Origin of the sequence: Thermofilum sp. (assembly GCA_038741495.1) — an archaeon.
In the GTDB taxonomy this organism is placed as follows: Archaea; Thermoproteota; Thermoprotei; order Thermofilales; family Thermofilaceae; genus Thermofilum.
Genome location: JAVYKX010000004.1, coordinates 34,114 through 57,177, shown reverse-complemented (window position 1 = coordinate 57,177; position 23,064 = coordinate 34,114). Strand labels below are relative to the sequence as shown.

General features: G+C 60.0%; 24 protein-coding genes. 8 read left to right on the top strand and 16 right to left on the bottom strand.

Going from position 1 to position 23,064, the window contains the following annotated elements:
• Positions 1-12: 12 nt before the first annotated feature.
• Positions 13-942, top strand: a complete 930-nt coding sequence (locus tag QXU72_08885) for a winged helix-turn-helix transcriptional regulator (protein MEM0495360.1) — start codon at positions 13-15, stop codon at positions 940-942.
• A 38-nt stretch (positions 943-980) separates the two neighbouring features.
• Positions 981-1,808, top strand: a complete 828-nt coding sequence (locus QXU72_08880) for a twin-arginine translocase subunit TatC (GenBank protein ID MEM0495359.1) — start codon at positions 981-983, stop codon at positions 1,806-1,808.
• Between the two features lie 7 nt (positions 1,809-1,815).
• On the opposite strand, the gene bgaS is transcribed toward QXU72_08880, so the two are convergent.
• The 3 genes from bgaS to QXU72_08865 all read right to left on the bottom strand — a co-directional run bounded on the left by bgaS (position 1,816) and on the right by QXU72_08865 (position 5,406).
• On the bottom strand, positions 1,816-3,372 hold the full coding sequence (bgaS, locus tag QXU72_08875) for a beta-galactosidase BgaS (protein MEM0495358.1): 1,557 nt from the start codon (positions 3,370-3,372) through the stop codon (positions 1,816-1,818).
• On the bottom strand, positions 3,372-4,652 hold the full coding sequence (locus tag QXU72_08870) for an MFS transporter (protein ID MEM0495357.1): 1,281 nt from the start codon (positions 4,650-4,652) through the stop codon (positions 3,372-3,374). The genes bgaS and QXU72_08870 overlap by 1 nt, the downstream gene beginning before the upstream one ends.
• Positions 4,653-4,764: 112 nt before the next feature.
• Complete coding sequence (locus QXU72_08865; GenBank protein MEM0495356.1) at positions 4,765-5,406, bottom strand: DedA family protein; 642 nt, start codon at positions 5,404-5,406, stop codon at positions 4,765-4,767.
• 78 nt (positions 5,407-5,484) lie between these two features.
• Between QXU72_08865 and QXU72_08860 the strand changes: the two genes are divergently transcribed.
• On the top strand, positions 5,485-6,366 hold the full coding sequence (locus tag QXU72_08860; GenBank protein MEM0495355.1) for a phosphate uptake regulator PhoU: 882 nt from the start codon (positions 5,485-5,487) through the stop codon (positions 6,364-6,366).
• 24 nt (positions 6,367-6,390) lie between these two features.
• On the opposite strand, the gene QXU72_08855 is transcribed toward QXU72_08860, so the two are convergent.
• The gene (locus QXU72_08855; GenBank protein ID MEM0495354.1) at positions 6,391-7,665 is read right to left on the bottom strand and encodes an MFS transporter; all 1,275 of its coding nucleotides are present in this window, start codon (positions 7,663-7,665) and stop codon (positions 6,391-6,393) included.
• A 363-nt stretch (positions 7,666-8,028) separates the two neighbouring features.
• Between QXU72_08855 and QXU72_08850 the strand changes: the two genes are divergently transcribed.
• Positions 8,029-9,327 carry an APC family permease gene (locus QXU72_08850; GenBank protein ID MEM0495353.1) on the top strand — a complete coding sequence of 433 codons (1,299 nt, stop codon included), beginning with the start codon at positions 8,029-8,031 and terminating at the stop codon, positions 9,325-9,327.
• Positions 9,324-10,733: a CehA/McbA family metallohydrolase gene (locus QXU72_08845; GenBank protein MEM0495352.1), complete on the top strand. Its 1,410-nt coding sequence runs from the start codon at positions 9,324-9,326 to the stop codon at positions 10,731-10,733. The genes QXU72_08850 and QXU72_08845 overlap by 4 nt, the downstream gene beginning before the upstream one ends.
• On the opposite strand, the gene QXU72_08840 is transcribed toward QXU72_08845, so the two are convergent.
• Together QXU72_08840 and QXU72_08835 are read right to left on the bottom strand one after the other, a co-directional pair.
• The gene (locus tag QXU72_08840; protein ID MEM0495351.1) at positions 10,730-12,313 is read right to left on the bottom strand and encodes a hypothetical protein; all 1,584 of its coding nucleotides are present in this window, start codon (positions 12,311-12,313) and stop codon (positions 10,730-10,732) included. The genes QXU72_08845 and QXU72_08840 overlap by 4 nt on opposite strands.
• Entirely contained in the window at positions 12,314-13,057 is a 744-nt protein-coding gene (locus tag QXU72_08835) for an ABC transporter ATP-binding protein (protein MEM0495350.1), read from the bottom strand.
• 53 nt (positions 13,058-13,110) lie between these two features.
• Here QXU72_08835 and QXU72_08830 point away from each other — a divergent pair, with 53 nt between their 5' ends.
• From QXU72_08830 to QXU72_08820, 3 genes are all read left to right on the top strand, one after another.
• Entirely contained in the window at positions 13,111-13,722 is a 612-nt protein-coding gene (locus QXU72_08830; GenBank protein MEM0495349.1) for a CPBP family intramembrane glutamic endopeptidase, read from the top strand.
• 1 nt (position 13,723) lies between these two features.
• Positions 13,724-14,638 (top strand): NAD-dependent epimerase/dehydratase family protein, encoded by a 915-nt coding sequence (locus QXU72_08825; protein MEM0495348.1) that lies wholly within the window; start codon positions 13,724-13,726, stop codon positions 14,636-14,638.
• 96 nt (positions 14,639-14,734) lie between these two features.
• Positions 14,735-15,724 carry an alcohol dehydrogenase catalytic domain-containing protein gene (locus QXU72_08820; GenBank protein MEM0495347.1) on the top strand — a complete coding sequence of 330 codons (990 nt, stop codon included), beginning with the start codon at positions 14,735-14,737 and terminating at the stop codon, positions 15,722-15,724.
• Here the strand turns inward: QXU72_08820 and QXU72_08815 are convergent.
• The 10 genes from QXU72_08815 to QXU72_08770 all read right to left on the bottom strand — a co-directional run bounded on the left by QXU72_08815 (position 15,714) and on the right by QXU72_08770 (position 23,049).
• Positions 15,714-16,325, bottom strand: coding sequence for a hypothetical protein (locus tag QXU72_08815; GenBank protein MEM0495346.1), 612 nt, complete (start codon positions 16,323-16,325; stop codon positions 15,714-15,716). The two genes, QXU72_08820 and QXU72_08815, sit on opposite strands and share 11 nt — an antisense overlap.
• Positions 16,326-16,418: 93 nt before the next feature.
• Positions 16,419-16,919, bottom strand: a complete 501-nt coding sequence (locus QXU72_08810; GenBank protein MEM0495345.1) for a 4Fe-4S dicluster domain-containing protein — start codon at positions 16,917-16,919, stop codon at positions 16,419-16,421.
• Positions 16,916-17,839 carry an NADH-quinone oxidoreductase subunit H gene (locus QXU72_08805; protein MEM0495344.1) on the bottom strand — a complete coding sequence of 308 codons (924 nt, stop codon included), beginning with the start codon at positions 17,837-17,839 and terminating at the stop codon, positions 16,916-16,918. Before QXU72_08805 ends, QXU72_08810 begins: the two co-directional genes overlap by 4 nt.
• Positions 17,840-17,844: 5 nt before the next feature.
• On the bottom strand, positions 17,845-18,264 hold the full coding sequence (locus QXU72_08800; protein ID MEM0495343.1) for an NADH-quinone oxidoreductase subunit B family protein: 420 nt from the start codon (positions 18,262-18,264) through the stop codon (positions 17,845-17,847).
• Positions 18,264-18,824, bottom strand: a complete 561-nt coding sequence (locus tag QXU72_08795; protein ID MEM0495342.1) for a hypothetical protein — start codon at positions 18,822-18,824, stop codon at positions 18,264-18,266. The genes QXU72_08800 and QXU72_08795 overlap by 1 nt, the downstream gene beginning before the upstream one ends.
• 5 nt (positions 18,825-18,829) lie before the next feature.
• Positions 18,830-19,912: a nickel-dependent hydrogenase large subunit gene (locus QXU72_08790; GenBank protein MEM0495341.1), complete on the bottom strand. Its 1,083-nt coding sequence runs from the start codon at positions 19,910-19,912 to the stop codon at positions 18,830-18,832.
• Between the two features lie 2 nt (positions 19,913-19,914).
• A complete protein-coding gene (locus QXU72_08785) occupies positions 19,915-20,331 on the bottom strand; it encodes an NADH-quinone oxidoreductase subunit C (GenBank protein MEM0495340.1) in 417 nt (138 codons plus the stop codon).
• 5 nt (positions 20,332-20,336) lie between these two features.
• Positions 20,337-22,073, bottom strand: a complete 1,737-nt coding sequence (locus QXU72_08780; protein MEM0495339.1) for an NADH-quinone oxidoreductase subunit L — start codon at positions 22,071-22,073, stop codon at positions 20,337-20,339.
• Positions 22,070-22,267 carry a CooT family nickel-binding protein gene (locus QXU72_08775; GenBank protein MEM0495338.1) on the bottom strand — a complete coding sequence of 66 codons (198 nt, stop codon included), beginning with the start codon at positions 22,265-22,267 and terminating at the stop codon, positions 22,070-22,072. Before QXU72_08775 ends, QXU72_08780 begins: the two co-directional genes overlap by 4 nt.
• Positions 22,249-23,049 carry an AAA family ATPase gene (locus QXU72_08770; protein MEM0495337.1) on the bottom strand — a complete coding sequence of 267 codons (801 nt, stop codon included), beginning with the start codon at positions 23,047-23,049 and terminating at the stop codon, positions 22,249-22,251. Before QXU72_08770 ends, QXU72_08775 begins: the two co-directional genes overlap by 19 nt.
• Positions 23,050-23,064: the final 15 nt, after the last annotated feature.

The window sequence follows — 23,064 nt, the reverse complement described above, 5'->3', positions numbered from 1 at the left end:
CAAGAGCCTCCTGTGAGCCGTTTTCGCCTACACCTGGCGCTAGCGGTGCTAGCGCTCTTCACGCTGAGCACCGCTGCCGCGCAAGCTGTGAAAGGGAGCTTGAGCGTCACCATATACGCGGACGGCTCCGCGCTGGTGACGATAAAAGCTGAGACGGGCGGCGCGCCGCTGGTCGAGCTGGAGGCTATCGGCTCTCCCGACCCCTCCTTAGGCATCGTGGCCTTCAACGAGAGGAATGAACTCCTCCCGACGAGCTACGATAGCGCGAGCGGCTTGATCACAGTCCTGGCGTTCAACTCGTCTACAATCACCGTGAGCTACGTCACGGCAACGCTGACAACGAAGGTTCGGGACTTGTGGTTCGTCAACTTCTCAGCTCCGCTCCCAGCTACCGTGGAGCTACCCCCTAACGCAACGCTCAGCGGGATCTACACGGATTTCACGAGCATAAAAGCAGAGGGGGGACGCGTAGTGGTCCAGTTCCCGCCGGGCCCCGTAATGCTGAGCTACACCCTTCTTCAGCCTATAAAGCCCCGCCCACCACCCCCAGGCAACCAGACCCAGCAGCCCGCTACCCCGCCCCCCTCTCAGCCCTCCGGCCCTGCGCAGCCCTCCCCCGGTACTCCGACCCAGCAGCCTAGCCCTGCCCAGCCGCAGCAGGTGGACTGGTTGCTGGTAGCTCTACTCGGGGTTGCGCTGGCAGCTGCCGCCGCGGCGGCGGCACTAATCCTCAGAGGGAGACGCAAGGAAGAGCTCTCCGAGACTGATATGGAGATCATACGAGCTCTTCAAGCTGCTGGCGGCGGTATGTTCCAGTCTGAGCTAGCTGCTAGGTTAAGTATCCCGACAACAACGCTGTGGAGGCGGCTCCGAAAGCTGCAAGAGCTAGGCTACATCGTTATCGAGCGGAGAGGAGGGCGGAACTACGTTAAACTTACATAGGAGAGAAGCCCGGCAGCTGAGGAAAGAGATGCAAGCCTATGAGCGCGGAAGAGCTGCCTGAGAAGCCTTTCCTCGAGCACGTCTACGACCTTCTCGAAACTCTGAGGAGAATGCTGATATACTCGCTAGTCTTCATCCTGGCCCTCTACGTGGCGCCGTCACCGCTTCAGCTGCCAGGCTACAGCCCCCTCATCTTCGACCTGATGGCGAAGACTAACGAGTACATGCTGGACTTCAACACCAGTGTTTTCGCAAGGCCGTTCATCACGGTGTTCGGGCTATCCGGGAAGCAGGCGGTACTGATCTCTCACGGCTGGTTCGACGCGCTCACTGCCTCACTCCTCCTCGCAGGGCTCCTAGCTGTGGTTGTTCTCAGCCCCCTGCACGCTTACCTCATATACAGGTTCGTCGAGCCAGCCCTCTACCCCCACGAGAAGAAAGTCGTGAGAAAGTACATAGCGTTCAGCCTGGTGCTCTTCCTACTAGGCTCTATCTACGGCTACTTTGTCGTCATGCCTATCGTCTTCGCGGTCGGCGCCGGCTTAGCGACGCTGGGCGGGGCGGCGCTGCTCTTCTCGATACAGGAGTTCTACCAGAACCTGTTTCTCGGCGTGCTCTCCACAGGAGTCTTCTTCATGTTCCCCCTCGCAGTGCTCACCCTCCACAAGATTGGGCTCGTTAGCTCGGAGACCCTCAGCAAGCAGTGGAGGTACGTCGTCTTCGCGATTTTCGCGATCCTAGCTTTCATCACCCCAGACCCCACCCTGGTCACGGACTTGGTGCTCGGCGTGCCTTTCATGGCCCTCTACTTCCTCTCGATCTGGCTCGTTAAGCGGAGCGAGAAGAAAGGGAGAAAGAGCGGCTAGAGGGGATTCAGCGCTCCCGGAGGGCGATACAGGTAGCTTCTTCAGCTTTCCTCAATGCCTCGTCGGGGACAGCTCCCTCGGATATCACCCGTGCGAGAAGGTTCGCGCTAGGCCTTTTCACTCTCTTCTTGGTCTCTAGGTCGACGTGAAACAACCCGAACTTCATCCTGAAGCCGTCAGCCCACTCGTAGTTGTCTGTGAGCGCCCAGTGCAGGTAGCCCAGCACATTGCCCTTTCTCTCCCTGAGGAATCGCTCAAGCACCTCGAGGTGTAGAGCGATGAAGTGGGGGCGCAGCCTATCCTCAGCGTCGGCGATCCCGTTCTCCGTCACAAGAACCGGCTTACCTATCTCTACCGCAGCGCTGAGCGCCTCGGCGAGGCCCTCGGGGTAAACTTCCCAGCCGAAGTCTGTTGTCGGCCTTCCTGAAGCGCTGGATGAGCGGGGCTCGCACTCGAACCCGTAACCTTTCACGAGATGGGGTATCGCGGGGAGACCTACGAGAAGCGGGAGCAGGCCTGTTTTCCCGGCGACTACGCTTCGCGAGTAGTAGTTCACGCCCAGCCAGTCGAGCTTCCCCCTGTACTTCTCCACCTTCTCTCCCTCCCTCCTCCAGTTAAGGCTCCTGTTTACGATTCCGGAATGGACAGCCTGCAGGATCCAGCGGTTGTGGAGGTAGTCTGCGGTTTTCGCGGCGGCGACATCCTTCCCTTTCTCGGGCCTCAGAGGGTGGAAGGGGATCACGTTGTGAATGACACCCACGCTCGCAGGCTCAGCGCTCTCCCTGTAAGCCTTGGTTCTGTCGAACTTCTTAATCGCGCTGTAAGCGAGAACGTGAGCTTGCACTATGTTCAGCATCCCCTTCCTGTAGCCATCGAAGTGGAAGACTCCCGGAGGGAACCTTCTACGCCCGAGGTAGCCAGCCTCCATCACGACGCCTGGCTCGTTAAACGTCGACCACATGTCCACGAGATCCCCGAACTTCCACGCAGCGTAAGCTGCGAACTTCGCGAACTCGACCGGGAAGCGCTGGTCCACCCAGCCGAGGGGCCCCTTCCTCAGGTTGGTGCTCCTAGCTGCTATCGGGTCGTGGAGCCACAAAGGGAGCGTGAAGTGCACTAAGTTGAGGATCACGAGGAAGCCTCTCTCGCGAAGATCCTCGATAACTTCGCGGTAGTGCTGCACAGCTGCCGCGTCCGCCAGCTCTTCGAGCTTCGCGAGATCGCTCTCGTCGATGCTTACCCCCACAGCTAGGCCCTCCTCCCTCTCAACGCCCACCTCGACCGCGTATGTGGGCTTGGGGAAGATCCGGCTCCACTCGACGTTCAGCCGGTAAGCGTTCATGCCGAGCTCCTGGGCTAGAGCGTGGTCCTCGCGGAAGCGGTGCCAGTAGTCGATACCGTGCTCGGGTAGGTCGCCGCTGACGATGCCTTTCTCGATGTTCTCCCTGTCGTGCACCCAGACGAACCAGTCAGTGTTCGGGTCTAGGGCCCTCCCCTCCGCGTCACCCATCTCGAACTGGAAGCCTGCGAGGGACACGCCCCAGAGGAAGCCCTTGGGGAACATCACTCGCCGCCCCTAAGCTCTCTCGCCCTCGACTCCATAATTTTCCTGAGCCTGTCTATGTCCCGGGGTATGATAAGAGCGAGGATGGTGAAGAAGACGAAGCACAGCAGCCACGTCGACACCGATACCCAGAGGATCGCCTCTCCGAGGCCTATCTGGTCAGCCAGCACCCCCGTGATGAAGGGTGCGGCGGCGCTCCCGATATTTTCGAAGAAGCGGAGGTAGCCTGTCGCGCTCGCTCTCAGCTCCGGCTCGGTGACGTCAGTTATAGCGGCTGAGACGTTCGGCCCAGCCATCGGGATCTCGAACGCTGTGAGGGCGGTTAAGAGTATGAACTCCTCCGTGGTTGGAGCGCGGATCGCGAGGTAGATGAGCACGGCTGAGAAGAGGACTACCACTGCCCCGAAGATGGCTCTACCTCTCTTAGTCTTCTTGAAGAGCCAGTCGCCGACCACGCCGGCAACCAGGTTTCCGGCAACCATGGCTACGAGCGCGATAACCATTACGGGCATCACCGCGTCGGGCGGCATCCCCCTCTCCCTCTGCATGTAGGTGATGAACCAGAAGGTGATCGCGTTCCACGGGAAGACCCCCCAGAACCCCTGCGTGTAGAGCAGTAGCAGCGACCGGTTCTTAAGTAGGCGGGGGAGGTCGGAGAGGTGAGCCTTGTACACGTCCTGGGTGAGAAGCCCGCTGAGCTCCGGCTCGCTGCTGCCTCGAGGAATCTCCTTGACGAGGAAGAAGGTGAGAACGCCCACGATGATGCCTATGGGCCCGGTGATGAAGAAAGCGTTCCTCCAGCTCATCCCCGCCGCTACTATGCTGAGCGCCAGCACGCTGCCCAGTATAGCGCCGAGAGGCCCGCTGGCGTTGAGGATCCCCATCGCTTTGCCGCGGCTGTAGGGTTCAAAGTAGTCGGCTACCAGGCTGTAGATGCCTGGTGGAGCGGCGTCATCAGCACCCGTGGCTAACCTCGTCAGGAAGAACTGGGTGAACGTCTTCGCTAGAGCGTTGAAGATCGTTGTGAAGCCCCAAATCAGCGCTGCAAGCCCCGCGAGAACCTTCCTCGAGTACCTGTCGTAAAGGTAGCCCCAGACGGGGTAGAGGATGGCGGCGACTAGCACTGTGAGCGAGAAGACTAGACCCAGCTCAGAGTACTTGACTTGGAACTCGTCGAGAAGCTGCGGAGCTACAGCAGAAATGATGAATCTGTCGGCCTCGTGGAACGTCAGGAAGGTGAAGAAGAACAGAACTATGAACCATTTGTAGCGTTTACTCATACGCGTGCTTAATAAACGTTGCTCTTTTATCATTTTACCTTAAGCTTTTTCAGATATTTGCAATTCAGATTGCGGAGTACTCTGCTACCTGGCTTTCCCTTCTATAAGTTTTTCACTGAAGCGTGGATGAAGTCAAAACTTTTTGAGCAGCGCGGTTGAGCTTAACTTTCCTCAGGGCTAAAGCTGCGAGAATCAGCAGAGCTGCTGCGCCAGCAGCGTCTATGTAGGCTGAGTAGTGCTTAGCGGCCGATAAGCTCCCTTCGACAACCACCCCGAGTAGGATGAAGGCTGCGTTCCATATAGCGCCGCCTGCACCCGCGGCAAGCGCGTAAAGCCGTGGATCCATCCCCACAATCCCCGCAGGGATACCGATGAGGCTTCGGACACCGGGCACGAACCTGGCGAGGAAAACTGATAGAGCGCCGTACTTCTCGAAGAAAGCAGCAGCTGCCTTGAGGTGGCTCTCCCTTACGCCTAGGTACCTGCCGTACTTCTCAACGAGCTTTACGCCTAAGACCCGTGCGAGAGTGTATATGGTCATCGCTCCCGCAAGGCTCCCGAGAGTGGCTGCTACGAAGAATCCTAAGAGATTTGCTGAGCTCCTTCCAGCTGCGAGCCCGGCGGTCACTAGAACCACTTCGCTCGGGATGGGGACGATAATGCTCTCGAGGAACATTACGGCGAAAAAACCTGCGGGACCTAGCTCGGCCGCTAAGCCCGCCAGGAAGTCGGTGAGCGCCTCTACCAGCGACATGCGGCAGAGGTACTCGGGCACCGTATTTAAAGCTCGCCGCTGGAACTGTTTAAAAGAGTTTATCTCAGTTTAACTGTTGTGGAAGTTAAAAGAGTTATCAGGATAGGGGGTAGCTACTACGTAGCCCTTCCGAAGGCGTGGGTGCTCGAAAACAGCCTCGAGGAAGGGTACGTCACCGTTGAGGCGGAAAGCGGAGGAGTGCTCAGAGTCCGCGCTCTCGGGCAGAAGGAGAGGAAAGAGCCCTCGATTGCTAGGATCAGCTGCGGCGGCGAAGTGCTCCGCAAGATTCTCTCAGCTTACCTGAAAGGCTGCGAAGTGATAGAGATCAGTTTAGAGGAGGGTTGTCGCGAGTCAGCGCTGCAAGCAGCACTTAAGGCGCAGAACCTCCTCGTCGGCTTAGAGCTCGTAGAAGAGTCTAGGAACGCTTTAATCCTGCAGTGCTTCATAAGGGAAGATTACTCGGTTGAGTCCCTCCTGTACAGGATGAACGCCGTCTCTATATCGATGCTTGAGAAAGCTTTCCAGGCTCTCAGCCGGGGGGATGAGGAAGTAGCAGACGAAGTCCGCGCTCTAGACGATAGAGTCGACAGGCTGTACTTCCTCACCGTGAGGCTCATAAGAGGTAGAGTCGCGAACCCCCTAACCCCTCCCGAGGAGAGAGTCCGGCTTGTGGACCTGCGCTTAACCGCCAAGCACCTTGAGGACCTCGGGGACACCTACGAGTCGCTAGCCTCTCTCGCCTCGAGAACACGCTGCGAGCTCAGCAGAGTCGAGCTTTTGGAAGATGCGCAGAGGCTCGTTCTCCGCGAGGTTCTAGAAGGTAGAGGGAGGACGGAGGAGGCCAGGAACGCTCTCCGCAAGGCACGAGAACACTTCTCGCGGGCAAGCCTCCCAGCCGCGGTGCAGGAGAAGATCCTCAGAGCACTAGACCTCCTAGAGGACTTAGCAGACCTCGCGTAAAAAGAGTACGTGGGGTTCACTTTTTTAGAAGCCTCTCCGGGCTTCGCCCCGCTTCACGAACTGGAGGGTAACGGCGGAGAGAGCGAGGAAGATGAGGGAGAAGGGGAAGAGCGCACCGTACCCGAGCAAGTCTATGAAGAGCCCGGCGATCGGCGGGCCCGTGATCGCCGCCGTCTGAGAAGCGAAGTAGTAGAGGCCGGTGTACGTGCCTAGCTTCTCACGCGAAGTCATGTCAACGACGGTGGGTAAGGAGTTGACGTTCACTAGCGCCCAGGAGAAGCCGAGGAGAAGGAAGACTCCCTGGATGTAGAGAACAGCAACCTCGACGGGCAGGATCTCTGGCAGCTGCATCGCGAGAGAGAGGAGGACTAGGATGAGCAGCAGCCCTAAAGTCATCGTCTTCCGGCGGCCGAGCTTAGCGCCAATGAAGCCAGCTGGGAGGGAGAAGATGAGGAAGCCGAGCGCCACGAAACCCAGGAGGAAAGCTCCTGTCGCCTCACCGATCCCCATGTACCACTTCGCGTAACTCGTGAAGAAAGTCTCAATAGCGTTGTAGCCCACGAACCAGAGGAAGATTGACGCCAGCATGAACAGGAGGCTCTTGTCTGGGTCGCTGTAGGCAGCGGAGAGAGTCCCCCCTAGGTCGGCGAAGCTCCTCCGGAAGAGCCTGCCGAGCTCTCCGCCGATGTTTGACTTACCACCCTTCACCTTGAACTCTTCAGGCTCGTCGACAAGGACGATTACGAGGAAGCTGGAGGCGGCGAGCAGGACAGCGCTCGCGATGAAGGGGTATGTTGGGTTGAGCCGGTATAGCCAGCTTCCCGCGAAGAACGCGAGCAGCGAGCCCACTCCTCCCATGAAGTTGATGATCCCGTTAGCCTGGCTCCTGTACTCGGATGGCGTTATATCGGGCATGAACGCGATGACTGGTGAGCGGAAGAGCGCCATTGAAAGGTTCATGAAGAGAATGACGATCATCATCGGTATCAGCTCGCCTCTAAGCAGCGGGATCAGCGCGAAGGTGAGAGCCGCTGGAGGGGCGCCCGCGAGGATGTAGGGTTTTCGCCTGCCGAGCCGCGTCCTAGTGAGGTCGCTGAGCACGCCGATGTAGGGGAGCAGCACTACAGCGAAGATGTTATCGATCGTCATGATGAAGCCGACGAGCCACGAGGGGAGTGCGTGCTCCTTCAGGAATACCGGGACGTAGGAGTTGTAGATGGACCAGATGACACTGATCCCGAAGAAGCCGAAGCCGAGAAGGAAGATTTTCCCGTAGCTGAACTTCTGCAACGGTGCCACCCTGCGGGGAGAAGAATAACAACTGTTATTTTTAAATATTTGGCAGAAAAAATTATGACAACTCATTCAATTCCTAGAAAGGTTTCGGAGTAGGGTCAGCGCTCAGCGGAAAGCTCTTCACCCCTCAGAGCTCCAGACTTGCATCATCCCCCTACCTGCTAGCGTTAAGCTCCCCAATTGGCTTTTCGCAGAGGCTGCCCTCGAGAGCTGCGCCCGCGGAAAAGCGCCGAAAGCATTTACCTCGAAACCTTTTTCACGCAGTCTGTAGCTCCCAGTGCTCTCGGGGCGCAGCTACGGGTGGAGGTGCCTGGAGAGTGAAGCCAGACCCCACAGCTCCGGAGGAGGAAGGCACGGGTGGTGGTAGTGAGCAGAGATGAAGGCGGAACAGGTGTACAGCTTCAGAGGCAGCTTAGCCTCCTGGACGCCGTGTCAGTGGGCCTCGGCGCAATTATCGGCGCTGGAATCTTCGTGCTGATAGGGATCGCGGCGGGGATCGCGGGTTCCGGGGTTCTGCTGGCTGTAGTTCTCAGCGGTGTGAGCGCAACGTTCACAGCTCTCAGCTTCTGCGAGCTGGGGGCTGCTCTGCCTAGGGCTGGAGGGCCTTACGAGTTCGGGCACACCCTCATATCTCCTTTCACCGGCTTCATGATGGGCTGGCTGTGGGTTTCAGGGAACATAGTCCTGGGAGCTACCGCGAGCTTAGGCTTCGGGAGCTACTTGTCCTCAGCCTTCCCGGAGATCCCGGTGAAAGCTGCGGCTCTGGGCCTGATAGCTCTCGTGACGCTGCTCAACGTCCTCGGCGCGAAGCTCTCGGCGAGCGTTAACAACCTTATCGTAGTGTTGAAGCTTCTAGCTCTCGTAGCGTTCTCCGCAGCAGGCCTCCCCCGAGTCCAGCCGGCAAACCTGGGCGGCGTTCTCGATAAGGGTCTGCTCGCGGTCGTTCAGGCCTCAGGGCTGTTCTACTTCGCGTACATCGGATTCCCAAGGATCACGACGCTCGCCGAGGAGGTGAAGGACCCGGAGCGGAACATCCCCCGAGCGATACTGCTGGCTCTAGCCGTCTCCTCCACTATTTACCTCCTGGTTGCAGTCACCGCGGTGGGCACGGTCGGCTGGGTTAGGCTTAGCTCCTCGCAGGCCCCGCTAGCTGAGGCGGCTGAAGAGCTCGGGCTGAAGCCTCTGCTGTACGCTGGAGGCCTCCTCGCGACGTTCAGCGTGGTTTTAACCTCCGTCATGGGGCAGTCGAGGATATTCTTCGCTATGGCGAGGAACATGGAGATGCCTTACACGCTTTCGAAGCTGCACAGCAGGTTCAGGACACCTGTGTACACCGTCCTGCTCTCGGGAGCCGTCATGGCGTTCCTGGTTCTCACCATCGACCTCGCGAGCTTGGCGAGCCTTACAAGCTTCTGCGTCCTCATCACGCACATCCTGACAAACTACGCCGCGCTGAGGCTGGAGCGGGCAAGCCTGAGAGTGCGGTACGACGTTAGAGGCGTTCCTATTCACTCCTACGCGGGCATGCTGCTCAGCACAGCGCTGACGCTCAGCCTGCTCGGCTCAGCCGCCTCCCTCGGGGCGGCTGTCGTCCTGATAGGCGCGCTGTGGTACGCAACGTACACGAAACTCACAAGAGCGAGGAAGCGGGGTAGAGCTGTATGAAGACCGCCAGCCTGAAGATGAAGGGGGCCGCGGGCAGGGAGCAGGCTGGGACGTACCTGTACCTGCCTTTCGAGGTCCCCGAGTGGTGCAGAGCCATCGAGGTGGAGTACAGCTACCGCGGCCTCGGCCCCGGCGAGTGTACGATCGACATCGGGGTTTTCGAGCCAGGACCCCTCGAGCTCGTAGAAGCCATGGAGAGCTTCAGGGGGTGGAGTGGGTCGAACAAGAAGTCTTTCTACATCTCTGAAGCCTCGGCCACGCCCAGCTACATCCCCGGGCCTCTGAGGAGCGGGACCTGGCACGTGATCCTAGGCCTATACAAGATCCCTGAAGGGGGCTGCGAGTACGAAGTCTCGATAACGTTCTCGGAAGAGGCTAGAGGCGGCGGAGGGTCTGGGGGCAGTATTCTGCAGTCAGTTGAGGAAGGGCCGCGGGCTAGGGAGGGCTGGGTTAGGGGCGACTTTCACACGCACACGGTTCACAGCGATGGGGACTCCAGCATCTCAGAGCTCGCGTCGACGGCGAGGAAGCTAGGTCTCGACTTTGTCGCTGTAACCGACCACAATACTCACTCTCACGTTCTCGAGATGGGTGGCAGAAGCCTGTTCCTGGACGGTGTGCTGGTTCTGCGCGGAGTAGAAGTAACCACGTACCGGGGACACTTCAACGTGTATGGTGTTGAGAGGACTCCGGAGTTCAGGATCCAGAGCACTGCAGATCTGCTGCGGGCTGTCGAGGATGTGAGGCGTAGAGGAGGCGTAGTTTCGGTCAACCACCCTAAGCCCCTTGGACCAGACTGGGAGTGGGGTGTGATGGGTTTCGCCGACCTGGTCGAGGTTTTCCACGCGTTTTGGGAGTTCAACAACTACGTCTCTCTGAGGAAGTGGGATGACCAGCTGCGCGCGGGATGCAGGCTCGGGCTTGTGGGCGGTAGCGATGTGCATAACTTGAAGGTTTCGGGAGACCTGCTTCTACTCGGAACCCCGACCACCTGGGTTTACGTCGACGAGCTCAGCGAGGAAGGGTTGCTGGGAGGCCTTCTCAGGCAGAGGGTTTTCGTGTCGGAGTCGCCGAGCGGCCCGAAGGTTGAGCTCGCGGTTGCGGCGGGCGGGAGAGAGGTGCCGATGGGCGGGACCGCCGCCGCGGTGGGCAACGCTAGAGTGCTGGTGAAGGTTGAGGAGGGTGCTGGGCACCTCGCGAGGCTCGTCACGGACAAGGGGGTGATCGCTACCTGGAACGTTGAGGAAAAAGCTTTCGAAGCCGAGCTGGAGGTTGACTTGAGGGATGCGATCTTCATCAGGCTTGAGACTCTTCGCGCAGCGGAAGATCCGCTGGACCCCTACCACCCTGAGAACGTGCTTTCCTCGCTGACAGCGCCCATCCACGTTTCGGTGGGGGAGCTCTAGCCTGCTACGTCGATCGAGGCGAGCGTATCGGCGAGCACGTCTCTCCCTATCAAAGTGAGGATTGCTCCGACTGCCAGGGAGATGAGCGGGAAGAGCTTGAAGAGAGCTGTGCCGCTCGCGTACTCCAGCAGTAGGTTGAAGGAAGTTACCGAGAAGACGGCGGCAACGAGGGAGAAGCCCATGATGAGCGTCGCTACGATGTCTTCGAGGAGGTAGAAGCCTCGCGACGAGAAGCGGACCAGCCTGCGGTGAGCAGCTACGTGGGCGAGGAACCATAGAGCCACGGTGGCCGACGCTGCAGAGGCAGGCATGGCTGCGAGCGGTAACAGCAGGTGCGCCGGGTTCCCGGTCAGGGAAGCGAGCAGCACTCCCACGACTGCGAAGGACTCCGTGTAGTACACCACGCTCTTGGCTAGCAAGGAGGCGGCTAGCGGCTTCATGCTCTGGGCTGAAGTCCTGTACAACCACAGCGGCGAAAGATCGCGGAGCGCGATGTTGCCCGTCGAGACTGTGAGCTCGAGTACTAGCACGCCTACCGCGAAGGAAGTAACCGTTGAAGCGTCAAGCCCCGGCAGCAGGAGCCTTGCAGCGTAGCCTCCGCCGGCCGCCGCAGCTAGCGCTCCGAGAACGAGCGCAGCGTGCCTAAGCGATAGCAGCGGAAGCTCCAGCACGACTCTCCTGATAGCGGCGCTGTGGCTCCCCGGCATCCGGCGGCTCCGCGTAGGCCTACCCAGGAGTAGAGATCTCGCAACCTCGCTGAGCGGTTTAACGTTCTCAGGTTCGAGGCGGGTTGACACCGCGTAGAGGCACGCTACGAGAAGCGCGTCGAGGAGGAGTAAGGCCGCGAGCTCTAGAGCTACGAAGGCGGGCGTCTCAGAAATCGTGAAGCAGTGCACGAGGGGTGCGGCTGCTAGCAGCGCGGGGGCGGTGAGCAAAGGAGACAGGGACCTCGTGAGAACAGAATGCGCGGCGGCAGCGGCCAGGTACGCGAGCGCCGCGGCCGAGACCGCCCAGACGCGGCGGCCCGAGACCGCCCTCACCACGACGATCAGCTGGAACAGGGTCTCAGCGTAGAGGAGGAAGAGGAGGTACGCCAGAGGGAAGAGGAGGGCTTTAGCAACGCTCCCCCCGGTCACGAGGGGGGCTAGCGCTACTCCAGCGACTACGAGGGCGGTGCTCGCTAGTAGAGACTGCGCGGCGAAGTAGCCGAGCTTGCCGAGCACGTACTCTGGCATCGTTAGAGGTAGCGACAAGAGCAGCTCGTACTCTGCTTCCTCGCTGGCCGTGATCTCGTGAGGGCCTCTGAACGCTGTCATCAGAACGATTACTGTTAGGAAAGCGCTGGTGCTGGCTATCACCGTGTTCTTCTCCAAGCCCGCAGGTATCCAGCTTCGGGCGAGCGCCGCGGGGGGCGGGCCGTGAACCGCTACGGAGAGGATGGAGTAAGCCGGTGGGGCGGCGAGCACTGCGAGGAGGGCTGCTAAGGCGACTTTACCGGCGCTGCTCTGGGTGAGCGTCCTGGCGACCGCGTTGACGTTGTTCTTGAGAAGGTAGACTGTAACCTCCCAAGCGCGCTTCATCTACGCACCTCTCACCAGCTTCAGGAAGACTTCCTCCAGGGTTGCGCTCTCGCCCGCTTCCGCTTTGCGCTTGACCTCCTCGAGCGTGCCCTCGGCGATCAGGGAGCCTTTGTTGATCACACCGACTCTCGTGCAGAGCCTCTCGACGGTGTCGAGCATGTGGCTCGAGATGAGGACTGCAGCGCCCTGCGAGGCGAAGCTCCTCACCTCGTCTTTGAAAGCCCTCTGCGACTCGGGGTCCATGCCGGATATGGGCTCGTCCATGACTAGGACCCGGGGCCTGTGCATGAAGGCTGCAGCCACGAGAACCTTCTGCACAGATCCTCTAGAGAGCCTCCCCATGAACTCGTGCTCCTTATCCTCTATGCCGAACATCGGCAAGTACTTCGCGATACTCTCCTCCACGAGCTCCCTCGGCACACCCCTCAGCGAGCCGACGAACTCGAGGAACTCCCGGACCGTCAGGTAGTCGAAGCCCACAGGGTTCTCGGGGACGTAGCCGAGGCAGGACAGCGCCCTGAGCCTCTCGCTCCTAACGTCGTGGCCGCAGACCCTAACGATCCCAGAGCTCGGCTTCAAGAGCCCGACGATCACTTTCAGGAGCGTTGTCTTCCCAGCCCCGTTGGGGCCTAGCAGCGCGTAGATCTCCCCGCTGCGCACGGAGAGCGAGACGCCGGTCAGCGCGGGGGTGCGGCTGTAGAACTTCCACAGCTTCTCGGCGACCAGCAAGGCATCTTTCTGCACGGGGGTGAACCGGAAACATCATTCTTTTTTAAGTTGCTCTACACTTCGACACCGTGGCGCGAACAGAAGCTTCAGACTACCTGCTGCTAGCTCTTCCCTGGCCGCTGTTCTACGTGGTTTTCAACCTTGCACTCGAGTGGCTGGTGCTAGCGATGAGCCTAGCTGCCTCCACCCTAGCCGCCTTTGCGCTAGCGCTGAAGCCGAGCCTGCGGAGCCGCCTCCCGCCGTCGAGAGGCTGGCTCCTCGCCTGGCCCCTCGGCGCTCTCGCACTCTACTTCGTTTTCATAGCGGGAGGAGCCTTCTCGGTAGCGGTGGGGATGTGGTGGCAGGTGCTTCGAGTTTACAGCTCGCTAACCCGCACACCCGTAGAGCTAGCTGCGGTTTTTGTAGTAGGGCTTGCAGAGGAAGTTTTCTGGAGGGGTTACCTTCAGGAGGACCTGATAGTCTCGCGGCTAGGCAGGCCGTGGTGGCTCTCCGCGATTCCGTACTCGCTGGTGCACCTGGTCTCCGGGCTCCCGCTCCTGATCCTCGCAGCCGCCCCCGTGGGCCTGGTGACTGGCTTGCTGGCGAGGAAGTGGGGGGTAGCGTGCAGCGCTGCTGCCCACATCGCGTGGCTCTACCTCGTCCTCTACATCGCCCCGGTGCCAGCCATCCTGGGTGCCTGAAGTGAAGGTGCTCGTCACGGGCGGTGCCGGCTTCGTCGGGGGGCACGTAGCCCTCCTCCTGGCTGAAAAAGGCTACAGTGTCGTCGCGCTTGACAACCTCGAGAGGCCGAGCAGGTACACTCTCAGCAGGCTCCGCGAGGCGGGCGTGCAGCTAGTCGTCTCGGACGTTAGGGGGCAGGTCAGCTGCGCGGACTTCGACGCGGTTGTGCACGCTGCAGCGTACATCGACGTGGCCGAGTCCGTCGAGAAGCCTCTCGAGTACTTCGAAAACAACGCTATCGCAACCGCTAAGCTAGCGAAGGCTTGCAGCGACTCCGGCGCTGAGCTGTTCATCTACCTGAGCTCAGCGGCAGTCTACGGCGAGCCTACCTACCTCCCGGTGAGGGAGGACCATCCGACTCGGCCGATCTCGCCCTACGGCTTGAGCAAGCTGATGGGGGAGCAGGTCCTCGAGGTTTTCAGCAAGGTTTACGGGCTCAGCTACCTCACGCTCCGGCTCTTCAACGTGTACGGGCCCGGCCAGTCAGCAGCGTACGCAGGTGTCATCGCGAAATTCGTCGAGAGAGCGGCGAGGGGCCTCCCCCCAGTGATCTTCGGAGACGGTTCCCAGACTAGAGACTTCGTGCACGTGCGGGACGTCGCTAGAGCGGTGCTGGCAGCGCTCGAGCGGGGTCTGCGGAACGAAGTACTCAACGTGGCTTCGGGCAAGCCTACTTCGATCCTCGAGCTCGCCAAGCTGGTTACGAGGCTAGCGGGGCTGGAGCTCGAGCCCGTGTACGACAGGCCGCGCCCAGGAGATGTGAAGCACAGCTACGCTGATATCGCGAAAGCTAGAGCGCGCTTAGGCTTTCAGCCCCTCGTGAGCCTGGAGGAGGGTGTTCGAGAACTCCTGGATCTAGCGCTCCGAAGCGGCTGAGCGGGGCTTGCAGAGAAGCAGCATCTTCGCCGGGGATTCTATGCTGCTCCGCCGCAGCCGGAAGGTTTTCTAAGCCCTTAGGCAGGCTAGCTACCCGTGAAAGCCGCGAGGCTTTACGCTCCGCGAAAGCTCGTAGTGGAGGAGGTTGAGAAGCCTGCTCCTCCGGCCGGCTGGGCACTTGTCAGGAGCGTGGCAGTAGGTATCTGCGGGACGGATAAGGCCTTCTACACTGGGACCTACCCGCTCTTTAAAGCGCCGCTCGTGCCGGGACACGAAGTTGCGGGCATCGTCGAGGAAGGGCCCGAGGAGCTGGTGGGCAGGCTCGTCGTACCGGAGATCAACTTCCCGTGCTGGGAGTGTAGGTTCTGCAGAGCGGGCCTGTACACTCACTGCCCGCGCAAGAAGACACTGGGCATCGACTTCGACGGAGGGCTTGCGGAGTACTTCACCGCTCCCGCCAGCTCGCTGCACCTTGTCGACGGGATCGACCCGGTGGTGGCGACGGAAGTAGAGCCGATCGCAGCTGTGCTGAACGCGCTCTCGCAGATCCCTCTACCGCCCGGGAGCAAGTGCGCGGTGATAGGGTCTGGGAACCTGGCCGTGCTGACGGCTCAGGTGCTCAGGCTTGCGGGCGCGGAGCCCGTGGCTATCGTCAGGGAGGGTAGCCCGAAGAGAAAGCACCTCGAGAGCCTGGGCATCGAAGTGCTTTCACCGCGCGAAGCCGAGGAGTTCGCGAGGGGGAAGACGGAGGAGGGCCAGGGCTTCGATGCAGTCTTCGAGGTTAGCGGGGACCCCGCAGCCCTCGACATGGCAGTCAGGCTGGCGAGGCCCCGGGGCGTAGTGCACTTGAAGTCGACGCCCGGCTCTCCGTCTACGGTGAACCTCACATGGGCTGTCGTCAAAGAGCTAAGGATCGTGGGGACGAGGTGCGGCACCTTCAAAGAGTTCAGGGAGGCGATTAGCCTCCTGAAGAGGGGGCTGGTTAAGCCCGTGGTTACCAGCGTTCTCGAGGGGGTGGAGAGGGCTGGGGAGGCCCTGGAAAGGTCGCTGAAGAGAGAAGAGGTAAAGGTCGTCGTCAGGTTGTAGAACCTCCAGCCCCCTGCTCTCCAGGCTCTCGCGCGGTGAGGGAGCGGCAGGTGATAGCGTAGAAGAGCTTCTCGGTGATCCAGCCCGCCTGGCTGGCAACGTAGTCTGTCTTCCTCCTCAGATCGTAGTCCCTGGGCTCGAGAGACAGCATGCTCAGGTAGAGCTGCTCGACAGCCTCCCGGAGCTTCTGCGCAGCTTCAACACCGCCTTTCAAGAGCTCCTCGGTCGCTTTCCTGCTGAGCTCTCCGGCAGCGTCCCCAACGCCCATAAGGTACGTGTACACGTCTACCCCGAGCTCCTCTCTCTGCGGGATCCTGCCCTCCTTGAGGAAGTAGTACACGACAGCAGCCTCCACGTACTCCTGCAGGCCGTGAGCCCCTGTCCCGTAGAACATCGGCCACTTAAGCACAGTGTCCCTGAGCTTCGCCGCCTCGCTCTCCACTTTCCGGAAGCTCTCCTCGGCAGCCGGCCAATCACCTCTTATAGCGGCGTAGATAGCTGACTTGCTCAGCCTTGTCACCCTCAAGGACAGCTGGGAAACCTCGTCCTTAACGGCCTCGTACTCCCTCAGCTCGCCGAACAGCTTCTCGGTGTTGAGCATAAGGGACAAATTCCCGCTGCAGTTTAAACATTTGTGCGCAACGCTCGCCGGTTCTAACCCGCGGTTCGGGATGAAACGGTAAAGAAGACCCCTTTAGGTGATCTTCCTGGAGGCTGTTGCGCTGGCTGCTACCCGAGCTCGGCAGTCAGGGCACAGCTGGGTGAGGTAAGGTAGCTCGCGGCGACTGGAGCCGGCGATGTCCACTCCTAGCCTCTCAGAGATGAAGAGCCTGCCGCACGCACCGCACCTCACCGCGGGGATCCTCGCCTCCGCCATAACTGTGAGGGAAGTCCTCGAAGTGTGCTCAAACTCTCTCGAAAAGGAGAGAGCTCTGTAAGGGCACTTCTCCACGCACTCGCCGCACCTAATGCACTTATCGTGGTAAACGCGCACAATGATCTCGGCATCCCCCTCCACCAGCTCCACCGCTTTAGAGGGACATACACGCGCGCAGACACCGCACCCTCTGCACACACTCGAATCAATGAACAACCTTCCCCTGTACCCTTCCGGAGCTTCGGCTGGCTCTAGCGGGTACTTTAGGGTCCACGGCCCTTTCAAAAGCCTCCTAAGAGCTTCAGCAGCTATGCTCATGCTCCCACCTTTAAAGCCAGTAGGGCTGCCCCCAGCGCGAGCAAGGCTCCGAGAAGCGCAGCTGCGAGCTTCATCGCCCCCCAGATACGTAATCTTGCGAAAGCAGCGTCAAGCACAGCTAGAACTGCGGAGAAAGCCGCGAGCATCAGTAGGTGCGCGGCTGCAGCGAGCCAGCTGAGCCCGAGCGCTCCTGCCGCTGCAAGGAAAAGGGAAGATGCTAGCGCGAGCGGCGCGTAAGCTAGCAGCCAGTGGGAGAGCTCTGCCATCGCGAGCAAGGGGCCACTGTACTCGATGAAGTACCCCTCGAGAACCTCGGTCTCCGCGACGGGAGCTGAGAAGAGCGTTGACATAGAGAGAACCAGTGCGAAAGCTACGAAGAAGAGAGCGAGGGGCACGGCTACAGCTGGAGGAACAGCAGGTAGAGCTTCCACCAGTGATAACTTCTGGGTGCTAGCGTAGAGGAGAAGGAGAGCGCCTGCCAGCAGAAGCTCCCTCACCATCATGATGAGCATTGCCCTCATGCCGCTGAGCCAGGAGTAGGGGTTCCCTGAGGCTAAGCCACCCACCACTAGCACTGCCTCACCAGCGAACAGAAGGATGAAGAACGCTACAATGTCGCCGGCGAAACACAGGGGGTGCTGCCGAGTGAAAGGCACGAGAGCTGCTGCCGCGAGCGATGCCAGAAGCGCGATAACCGCTGCGCTCACGTAGACCGGGTTAGCGAGAGAGGGAGCGGTGGGCTTCTTGAACAGCAGCTTCAGGAAATCTAGGATAGGTTGCCAGACCGGCGGGCCCACACGCCCCTGCAGCCGGGCGCGCAGCTTCCTCCTAACGCCCGCGACTAGCACGGCAGCAAAGAATACGTAAATAAACAGGAGAGCTGTGAGCAGAGCTTGGTAAACCCCACCTTGCAGAGCCATCGCACTCACCTCTTCCTCGATAAGATTTCCGCTGCCTCCAGCACCCCCCTCAGTATGTTATGGGGCCTTGGAGGGCAGCCGTAGACGCGCACATCCACGGGTAAAAACCTCTCAAGGGGGGAGCACACCATGGGGCTCTCCTTGAATACTCCGCCATCGCACGCGCAAGTACCTACGGCTACAACCACTTTAGGCTCTGGAACCATGTCGTACACCCTCTTCACTCTCGAGAGCGCTTGCCTCGTGAGGGGCCCCGTTACTAGGAGGACGTCAGCGTGCCTCGGAGACCCGACGAGCTTTACGCCGAAGCGCTCAACATCGTAACGGGGAGCCAGCGCAGCGATAGCCTCTATATCGCAGCCGTTACAGGCACCCGTATTCAAGTGGTACACCCAGATGCTTCTCCTCAGAACATACCCCCTCATCACGCACCACCCCCCAACTCCTCTACCAGCAGAGCTAGGGAAGCTGCGGTGAGAAGAACGAACAGGAAGAGCTCTAGCGGCCAGACTCTCGTACGCAGCTTTCCACCGCCCTCGGGAGGAGCAAACATCGCTTCCACCGCTAAGCGGGAGAAGCCGAGAAGCCACGAGACCCTCACTGCTGCCAGCGCTGAAGCAATTTCCGGCGCGGTCCTCGCTAAGCTCTCAAGCCAGGTGAAGTTAGCGAAAGGTGGTAGCGCGGCCAGTGCAAGCATGTGGAAGGCTAGAAGCCACCCCTCCAGCGAGTACTTGCCGACGGCTCCCCGCAGGCTGCGGACATCTCGACCCAGCGCGCTTGAGAGCGAGAGAACCAAGATCGTAGCGCTGGCTAGATACCCTAGAGAGGCTGCCAGCAGGCGTGCGTCGAGTGACCTCGCCTGCGAGAGAAAAGCTAAAGGTAGGTACGAGAGCCATGCGAACACGAGGAACCACTCGGCGCGGCGCTGAGCTATGAGAAGCACCCCCGCGGCCAACGAGGCTAGCAGGAGAAACAGCTCCGCCATGCTCATCACCTATCCTCGCAAGATATGCACGGGTCAATGCTCCCGATGATTATCGGTACGTCAGCAACCTGGCAGCCTACGAGAATGTGCTCGAGGACTCTGACGTTGGGTAAAGTGGGAGTGCGTATCTTCACGCGAGAAGGAGTATCCCCGCCGTCGCTGACAATGCAGTAGAGCAGTTCTCCCCGCGGCGCCTCCACCCTGCTCACTACCGAGCCGGGAGGAACACGCTCCACGGGGACCGATAAAGGCCCTTCAGGCATCTCGCGCAGAGCTTGGCGGATGATCTTCGCGGACTCGTAAACTTCCTCGAGCCTCACCGCTGTCCTCGCGTAGGTGTCGCCCTCATCTCTCACGACGACGTTAAACTCTAATTGGTCGTAAGCCAGGTACGGGTCCTTCCTCCTGAGATCCCATTCAACTCCTGAAGCTCTGAGGACAGGCCCCACCACAGAGAACTTCACCGCATCCTCCCTGCTCAAGGTGCCCACGCCCGCCAGCCTCGACTTCAGTGACCTATCCTCGAGGAAAACTCTCCTGAAGCGGTCGAGGAGCCTTAAAGCCTCGTGAAGCTTCCCCTCAACAGCGGCTTTCACACTCCCGTCTACATCCCTCCTGACCCCGCCCAGCACGTTAATCGCGTACTGAACCCTGTTCCCGGTGAGCATTTCGAGAGCGTCCATAATGCTTTCCCTCGCGTACCAAGTGTACATGAAGAGCGTGCTGAAGCCTGCTTTGTGCGCGAGAACGCCCAGCGCGAGAAGGTGGCTCTCTATCCTGTTAAGCTCCGCGACCACTATCCGGATCCACTTCGCCTTCTCCGGCACCTCAACGCCGGCTAGCTCCTCCACACCCTGGGCGAAGCACTGGCTGTGAGCCTGCGTGCATATGGAGCAAACTCTCTCCACTATCCTCAAGCCCTCGAACCACCTTTTCCTCTGAAGCAGCCACTCGATCCCCCTATGGACGTACCCTATCCTTACTACGGCTTCCCTCACCCTCTCCCCCTCAGCCTCGATATCCACCCTGAAAGGCTCCTCGAGCGCTAGGTGGTAAGGACCGAAAGGTACGCGGATCGCGGCAGCCACACCTACCACCTCCTCAGCGGGTACTCTCCGGGAGGCCAATCCTCGGGCAGGAGAAGCCTCCCAGACCGCGGCGCCCCCTCGAACTTCACACCGAACATTTCTGCCACCTCTCTCTCGTAGAAGTCAGCCGGAGGGTGAATATCCGCGATAGAGGGTAAAGCCGGCAGAGCTTTAGGAACCAGCGTGGACACGTTGACCAGCTCTCCCTCGAGGTCAAAGTGGTAGATCAGCTCAAACCTGTCGCCCAAGTCGATGCACGTGAGTGCTGAGAAGTGAGCCTTCAGGGATCCCATGCGCTCAGCTAGACGCCTGATGTTCCCGGGTTCTACTGCAGCGCTCCAGCGTCTCGACCGGAGCTGCCTAAGACCGCTTAGGACTCCTTCAGCCTCAAGGCTGCGGAGAACTTCCCGAGCTTCCATGCCCCTCACCTCACCGCGAAGGATAGAGCGATGAGTAGTATGAGCGAGATGGTAGCTGCGATGCAGAACTTCCTCGACGTAAGCTTTCTCTCCAGAATAGTGTGCAAGCTTTTAGCCAGCGGAACTACCCACGCATCCGGGTCGGCGAGGAACAAGTACTTCCGCGACGCTCTGAAGAGGTCTGAGAAGAGGTGGACTCCTGAGGTTCTCGCTTCAGCCGGGTCCTCACCGCACACGTAGACTGCTGCGGGACGCAGTCCTCTTGAGACGAAGAATGCAACAGCTCCAATGGCAACCGCTCCAAGGAGGAGAGCAGCTACGGCAGCGCCCACAGCTCCCGAGGGCAGGGCGGGGACCGAGGTCCCTTGCGGCGGTGCTTTTCCAGCAGCCAACGCAGCCCAGTCGATGAGAGGCGCTGGGTAAACTCCGAGGAGAACAGTACCAGCGGCGAGCACAAGCATAGGTATCGACATGGGAATCCCGGGTTCTCTAGCCTTCTCCCCCTCTACCGGTGAGCCGAAAAAGACTCCCCCGGCAACCCTCGCTAACCCCATGAACGCGAAGACAGTGGAGGCAAGCAGCGATACGAGAAGCAGCCACCCAAGGCCCCCGCTGGCGATAGCGCTGTAGAGAACCAGCCACTTGCTCACGAAACCTCCGAAGAGAGGGATCCCCGCGAGCGACAGGAAGCCGGCAGTGAAGCAGGCAGCAGTAATGGGCATCCCCGCTGCCAGCCCTCCGAGCTCGGTTAAGCTCCTCTTCCCCGTCTCGTGCTCTACCGCTCCTGCAGTGAGGAAGAGGAGCGCTTTAGCGACAGCGTGGTTCACGAAATGCACGAGAGTAGGCACTAAGCCCGCTGTAGGGACCGTGGATGTTAGAAGACCGAGGTGCGAGATAGTGCTGTAGGCGAGCACTCTTTTGACATCGTTGGGGAAGAGCATGAGAAAGCTTCCAGCCAGCATAGAGACACAGCCGATAACCACCGTGAGCCAGGCGACGGGCGCCTGCATCGATGCCGAAAGCCTAGCGAGGAGGTACAGCCCAGCTTTCACCATAGCCGCTGCGTGCAGGTACGCGCTGACTGGAGTAGGAGCCTCCATCGCGTCAGGCAGCCAGATGAGAAACGGGTACTGTGCCGACTTCGCGAGAGCGCCTAGAACGAGAAGGGTTTGCGCAGCAGCCCCCGCCCGCTCGAGCGCGCTGCTCAGCGTTATGCCCCCAGACAGCACGAAACCAAGTAGTACGAGTGAGCTGCCTAGCTCGGTTACAGCTAACGCCTTGAAAGCTCCTGCTAGGCTCTCTCTCCTGAAGTTCCAGTGGGAAATCAAGCTGAACGAGCACAGGCTCGTAAGCTCCCACGCGAGCAGGAACAGGAGCACCGAATCAGCGATTACGAGCAGCAGCATCGATGAGAGGAAGGTGAGCATCCAGAAGTAGTACCTTCCTGGCGAGGGGTCGCGAGCCATGTACTCGTAGGAGTAGAGCATGCAGAGAAAACCTATGAGCGCTATCATGAGCGAGAAGATCTGAGAGAGAGGGTCGAGCTTGACTAAGGGGATCACGCCCCGAGTACCGCCTTGAACGCCCAGCAGCAGAATAGCGAGCAGCGCAGCTGAGCTCGCGACGGGAAGCGCCCTCGCTAGGCGGTGCGAGAACCTCTGGAGAGGGTAGACGAGAAGGCCGACCAGCGGTTGAGCGGCGATCGCCGCTACATAGTATTCGAGAGCCACTGCTGCGCTCACTCCAGCACCACCTGAACTGTGTGCTTCACGAAGTTGGCGTCGATGCGTACTACGCGTGTGAAACCCTCGATCACGTGTTTTCTTCCCTCGATGTCGATGAGCGTTATCCTTCCTCCTTCAAAGCCCAGGTAGGCTACCTCCTCGTACGTCCTCTCATCGCTGCCTATGCGGATTATCACCTTGCTTTCGCACATTTCTCCCACCTCGCCTGAGACACCACGTGCCTGGCGAGAACTTTCACGTCACTCCAGAAAAAGCCGCCAGAAGCTTCGCGTATCCCGAGCCCCTCCCGCTCAACCTTCTCGAGGAGAGAGTCGAAGCGGATCGAGAAGAAGCTCTGCTGGGCGGGGAAGCGCTCCAAGAGCCTTCCGAGCCCGGCGAGGTCCCGCACCTTGTTTACAACAAGAATGCTCTCTCTAACGCCGAGCTTCTCAGACATCTCGAAGATCTTCGCGCAGGCTTCCAGAGCCTTCACGGTCGGCTCAGCCACGCAGATATTCAGGTCAAAGTACTCTACCAGACCCCGGCCGAAAGCCTCTAAGCCAGCTTCGGAATCAACAACTACGAACTCGCCTCGGTTAGCTAGCACATGCCTGAGGAAAGCTTTCGCGAGCGCTACAGCAGGGCACATGCACCCCTCTCCCGGCTGCTCAATCCCCCCGAGGACAACGAGGCTCAAGTTATCGCTCACCTTCACGCCATACTTCTCGGCTAGGTCGTCTACTTTCGGCGTGAGAGAGAAGAAGAGCCCCCACCCGTCGCCAGGAGCCGCGCCCGTGCGCTCCCTCACGAGCTCTAAGTTGTGGGTGAGCGGCGTCACGTTCTCGTCTGACAGGCCGAGGCTCCTGGCGAGGTTCGGAAAGGAGTCTGCATCTATCGCGAGAACCTTGTAGCCCATCTCAGCTAGCTGCAGCGAGAGAGCGGCCGCGGTGCTCGTCTTCCCCGTCCCACCTTTACCCGTAACAACAACTTTCATTAAAAACACCGGTAA

Excerpts from the sequence above, each read along its gene's own strand:
- QXU72_08880 (MEM0495359.1), top strand. The coding sequence starts at position 981 with ATGAGCGCGGAAGAGCTGCCTGAGAAGCCTTTCCTCGAGCACGTCTAC.
- bgaS (MEM0495358.1), bottom strand. The coding sequence starts at position 3,372 with ATGTTCCCCAAGGGCTTCCTCTGGGGCGTGTCCCTCGCAGGCTTCCAG.
- QXU72_08870 (MEM0495357.1), bottom strand. The coding sequence starts at position 4,652 with ATGAGTAAACGCTACAAATGGTTCATAGTTCTGTTCTTCTTCACCTTC.
- QXU72_08865 (MEM0495356.1), bottom strand. The coding sequence starts at position 5,406 with ATGTCGCTGGTAGAGGCGCTCACCGACTTCCTGGCGGGCTTAGCGGCC.
- QXU72_08845 (MEM0495352.1), top strand. The coding sequence starts at position 9,324 with ATGAAGACCGCCAGCCTGAAGATGAAGGGGGCCGCGGGCAGGGAGCAG.
- QXU72_08840 (MEM0495351.1), bottom strand. The coding sequence starts at position 12,313 with ATGAAGCGCGCTTGGGAGGTTACAGTCTACCTTCTCAAGAACAACGTC.
- QXU72_08815 (MEM0495346.1), bottom strand. The coding sequence starts at position 16,325 with ATGCTCAACACCGAGAAGCTGTTCGGCGAGCTGAGGGAGTACGAGGCC.
- QXU72_08810 (MEM0495345.1), bottom strand. The coding sequence starts at position 16,919 with ATGAGCATAGCTGCTGAAGCTCTTAGGAGGCTTTTGAAAGGGCCGTGG.
- QXU72_08805 (MEM0495344.1), bottom strand. The coding sequence starts at position 17,839 with ATGGCTCTGCAAGGTGGGGTTTACCAAGCTCTGCTCACAGCTCTCCTG.
- QXU72_08800 (MEM0495343.1), bottom strand. The coding sequence starts at position 18,264 with ATGAGGGGGTATGTTCTGAGGAGAAGCATCTGGGTGTACCACTTGAAT.
- QXU72_08795 (MEM0495342.1), bottom strand. The coding sequence starts at position 18,824 with ATGGCGGAGCTGTTTCTCCTGCTAGCCTCGTTGGCCGCGGGGGTGCTT.
- QXU72_08785 (MEM0495340.1), bottom strand. The coding sequence starts at position 20,331 with ATGGAAGCTCGGGAAGTTCTCCGCAGCCTTGAGGCTGAAGGAGTCCTA.
- QXU72_08775 (MEM0495338.1), bottom strand. The coding sequence starts at position 22,267 with ATGTGCGAAAGCAAGGTGATAATCCGCATAGGCAGCGATGAGAGGACG.
- QXU72_08770 (MEM0495337.1), bottom strand. The coding sequence starts at position 23,049 with ATGAAAGTTGTTGTTACGGGTAAAGGTGGGACGGGGAAGACGAGCACC.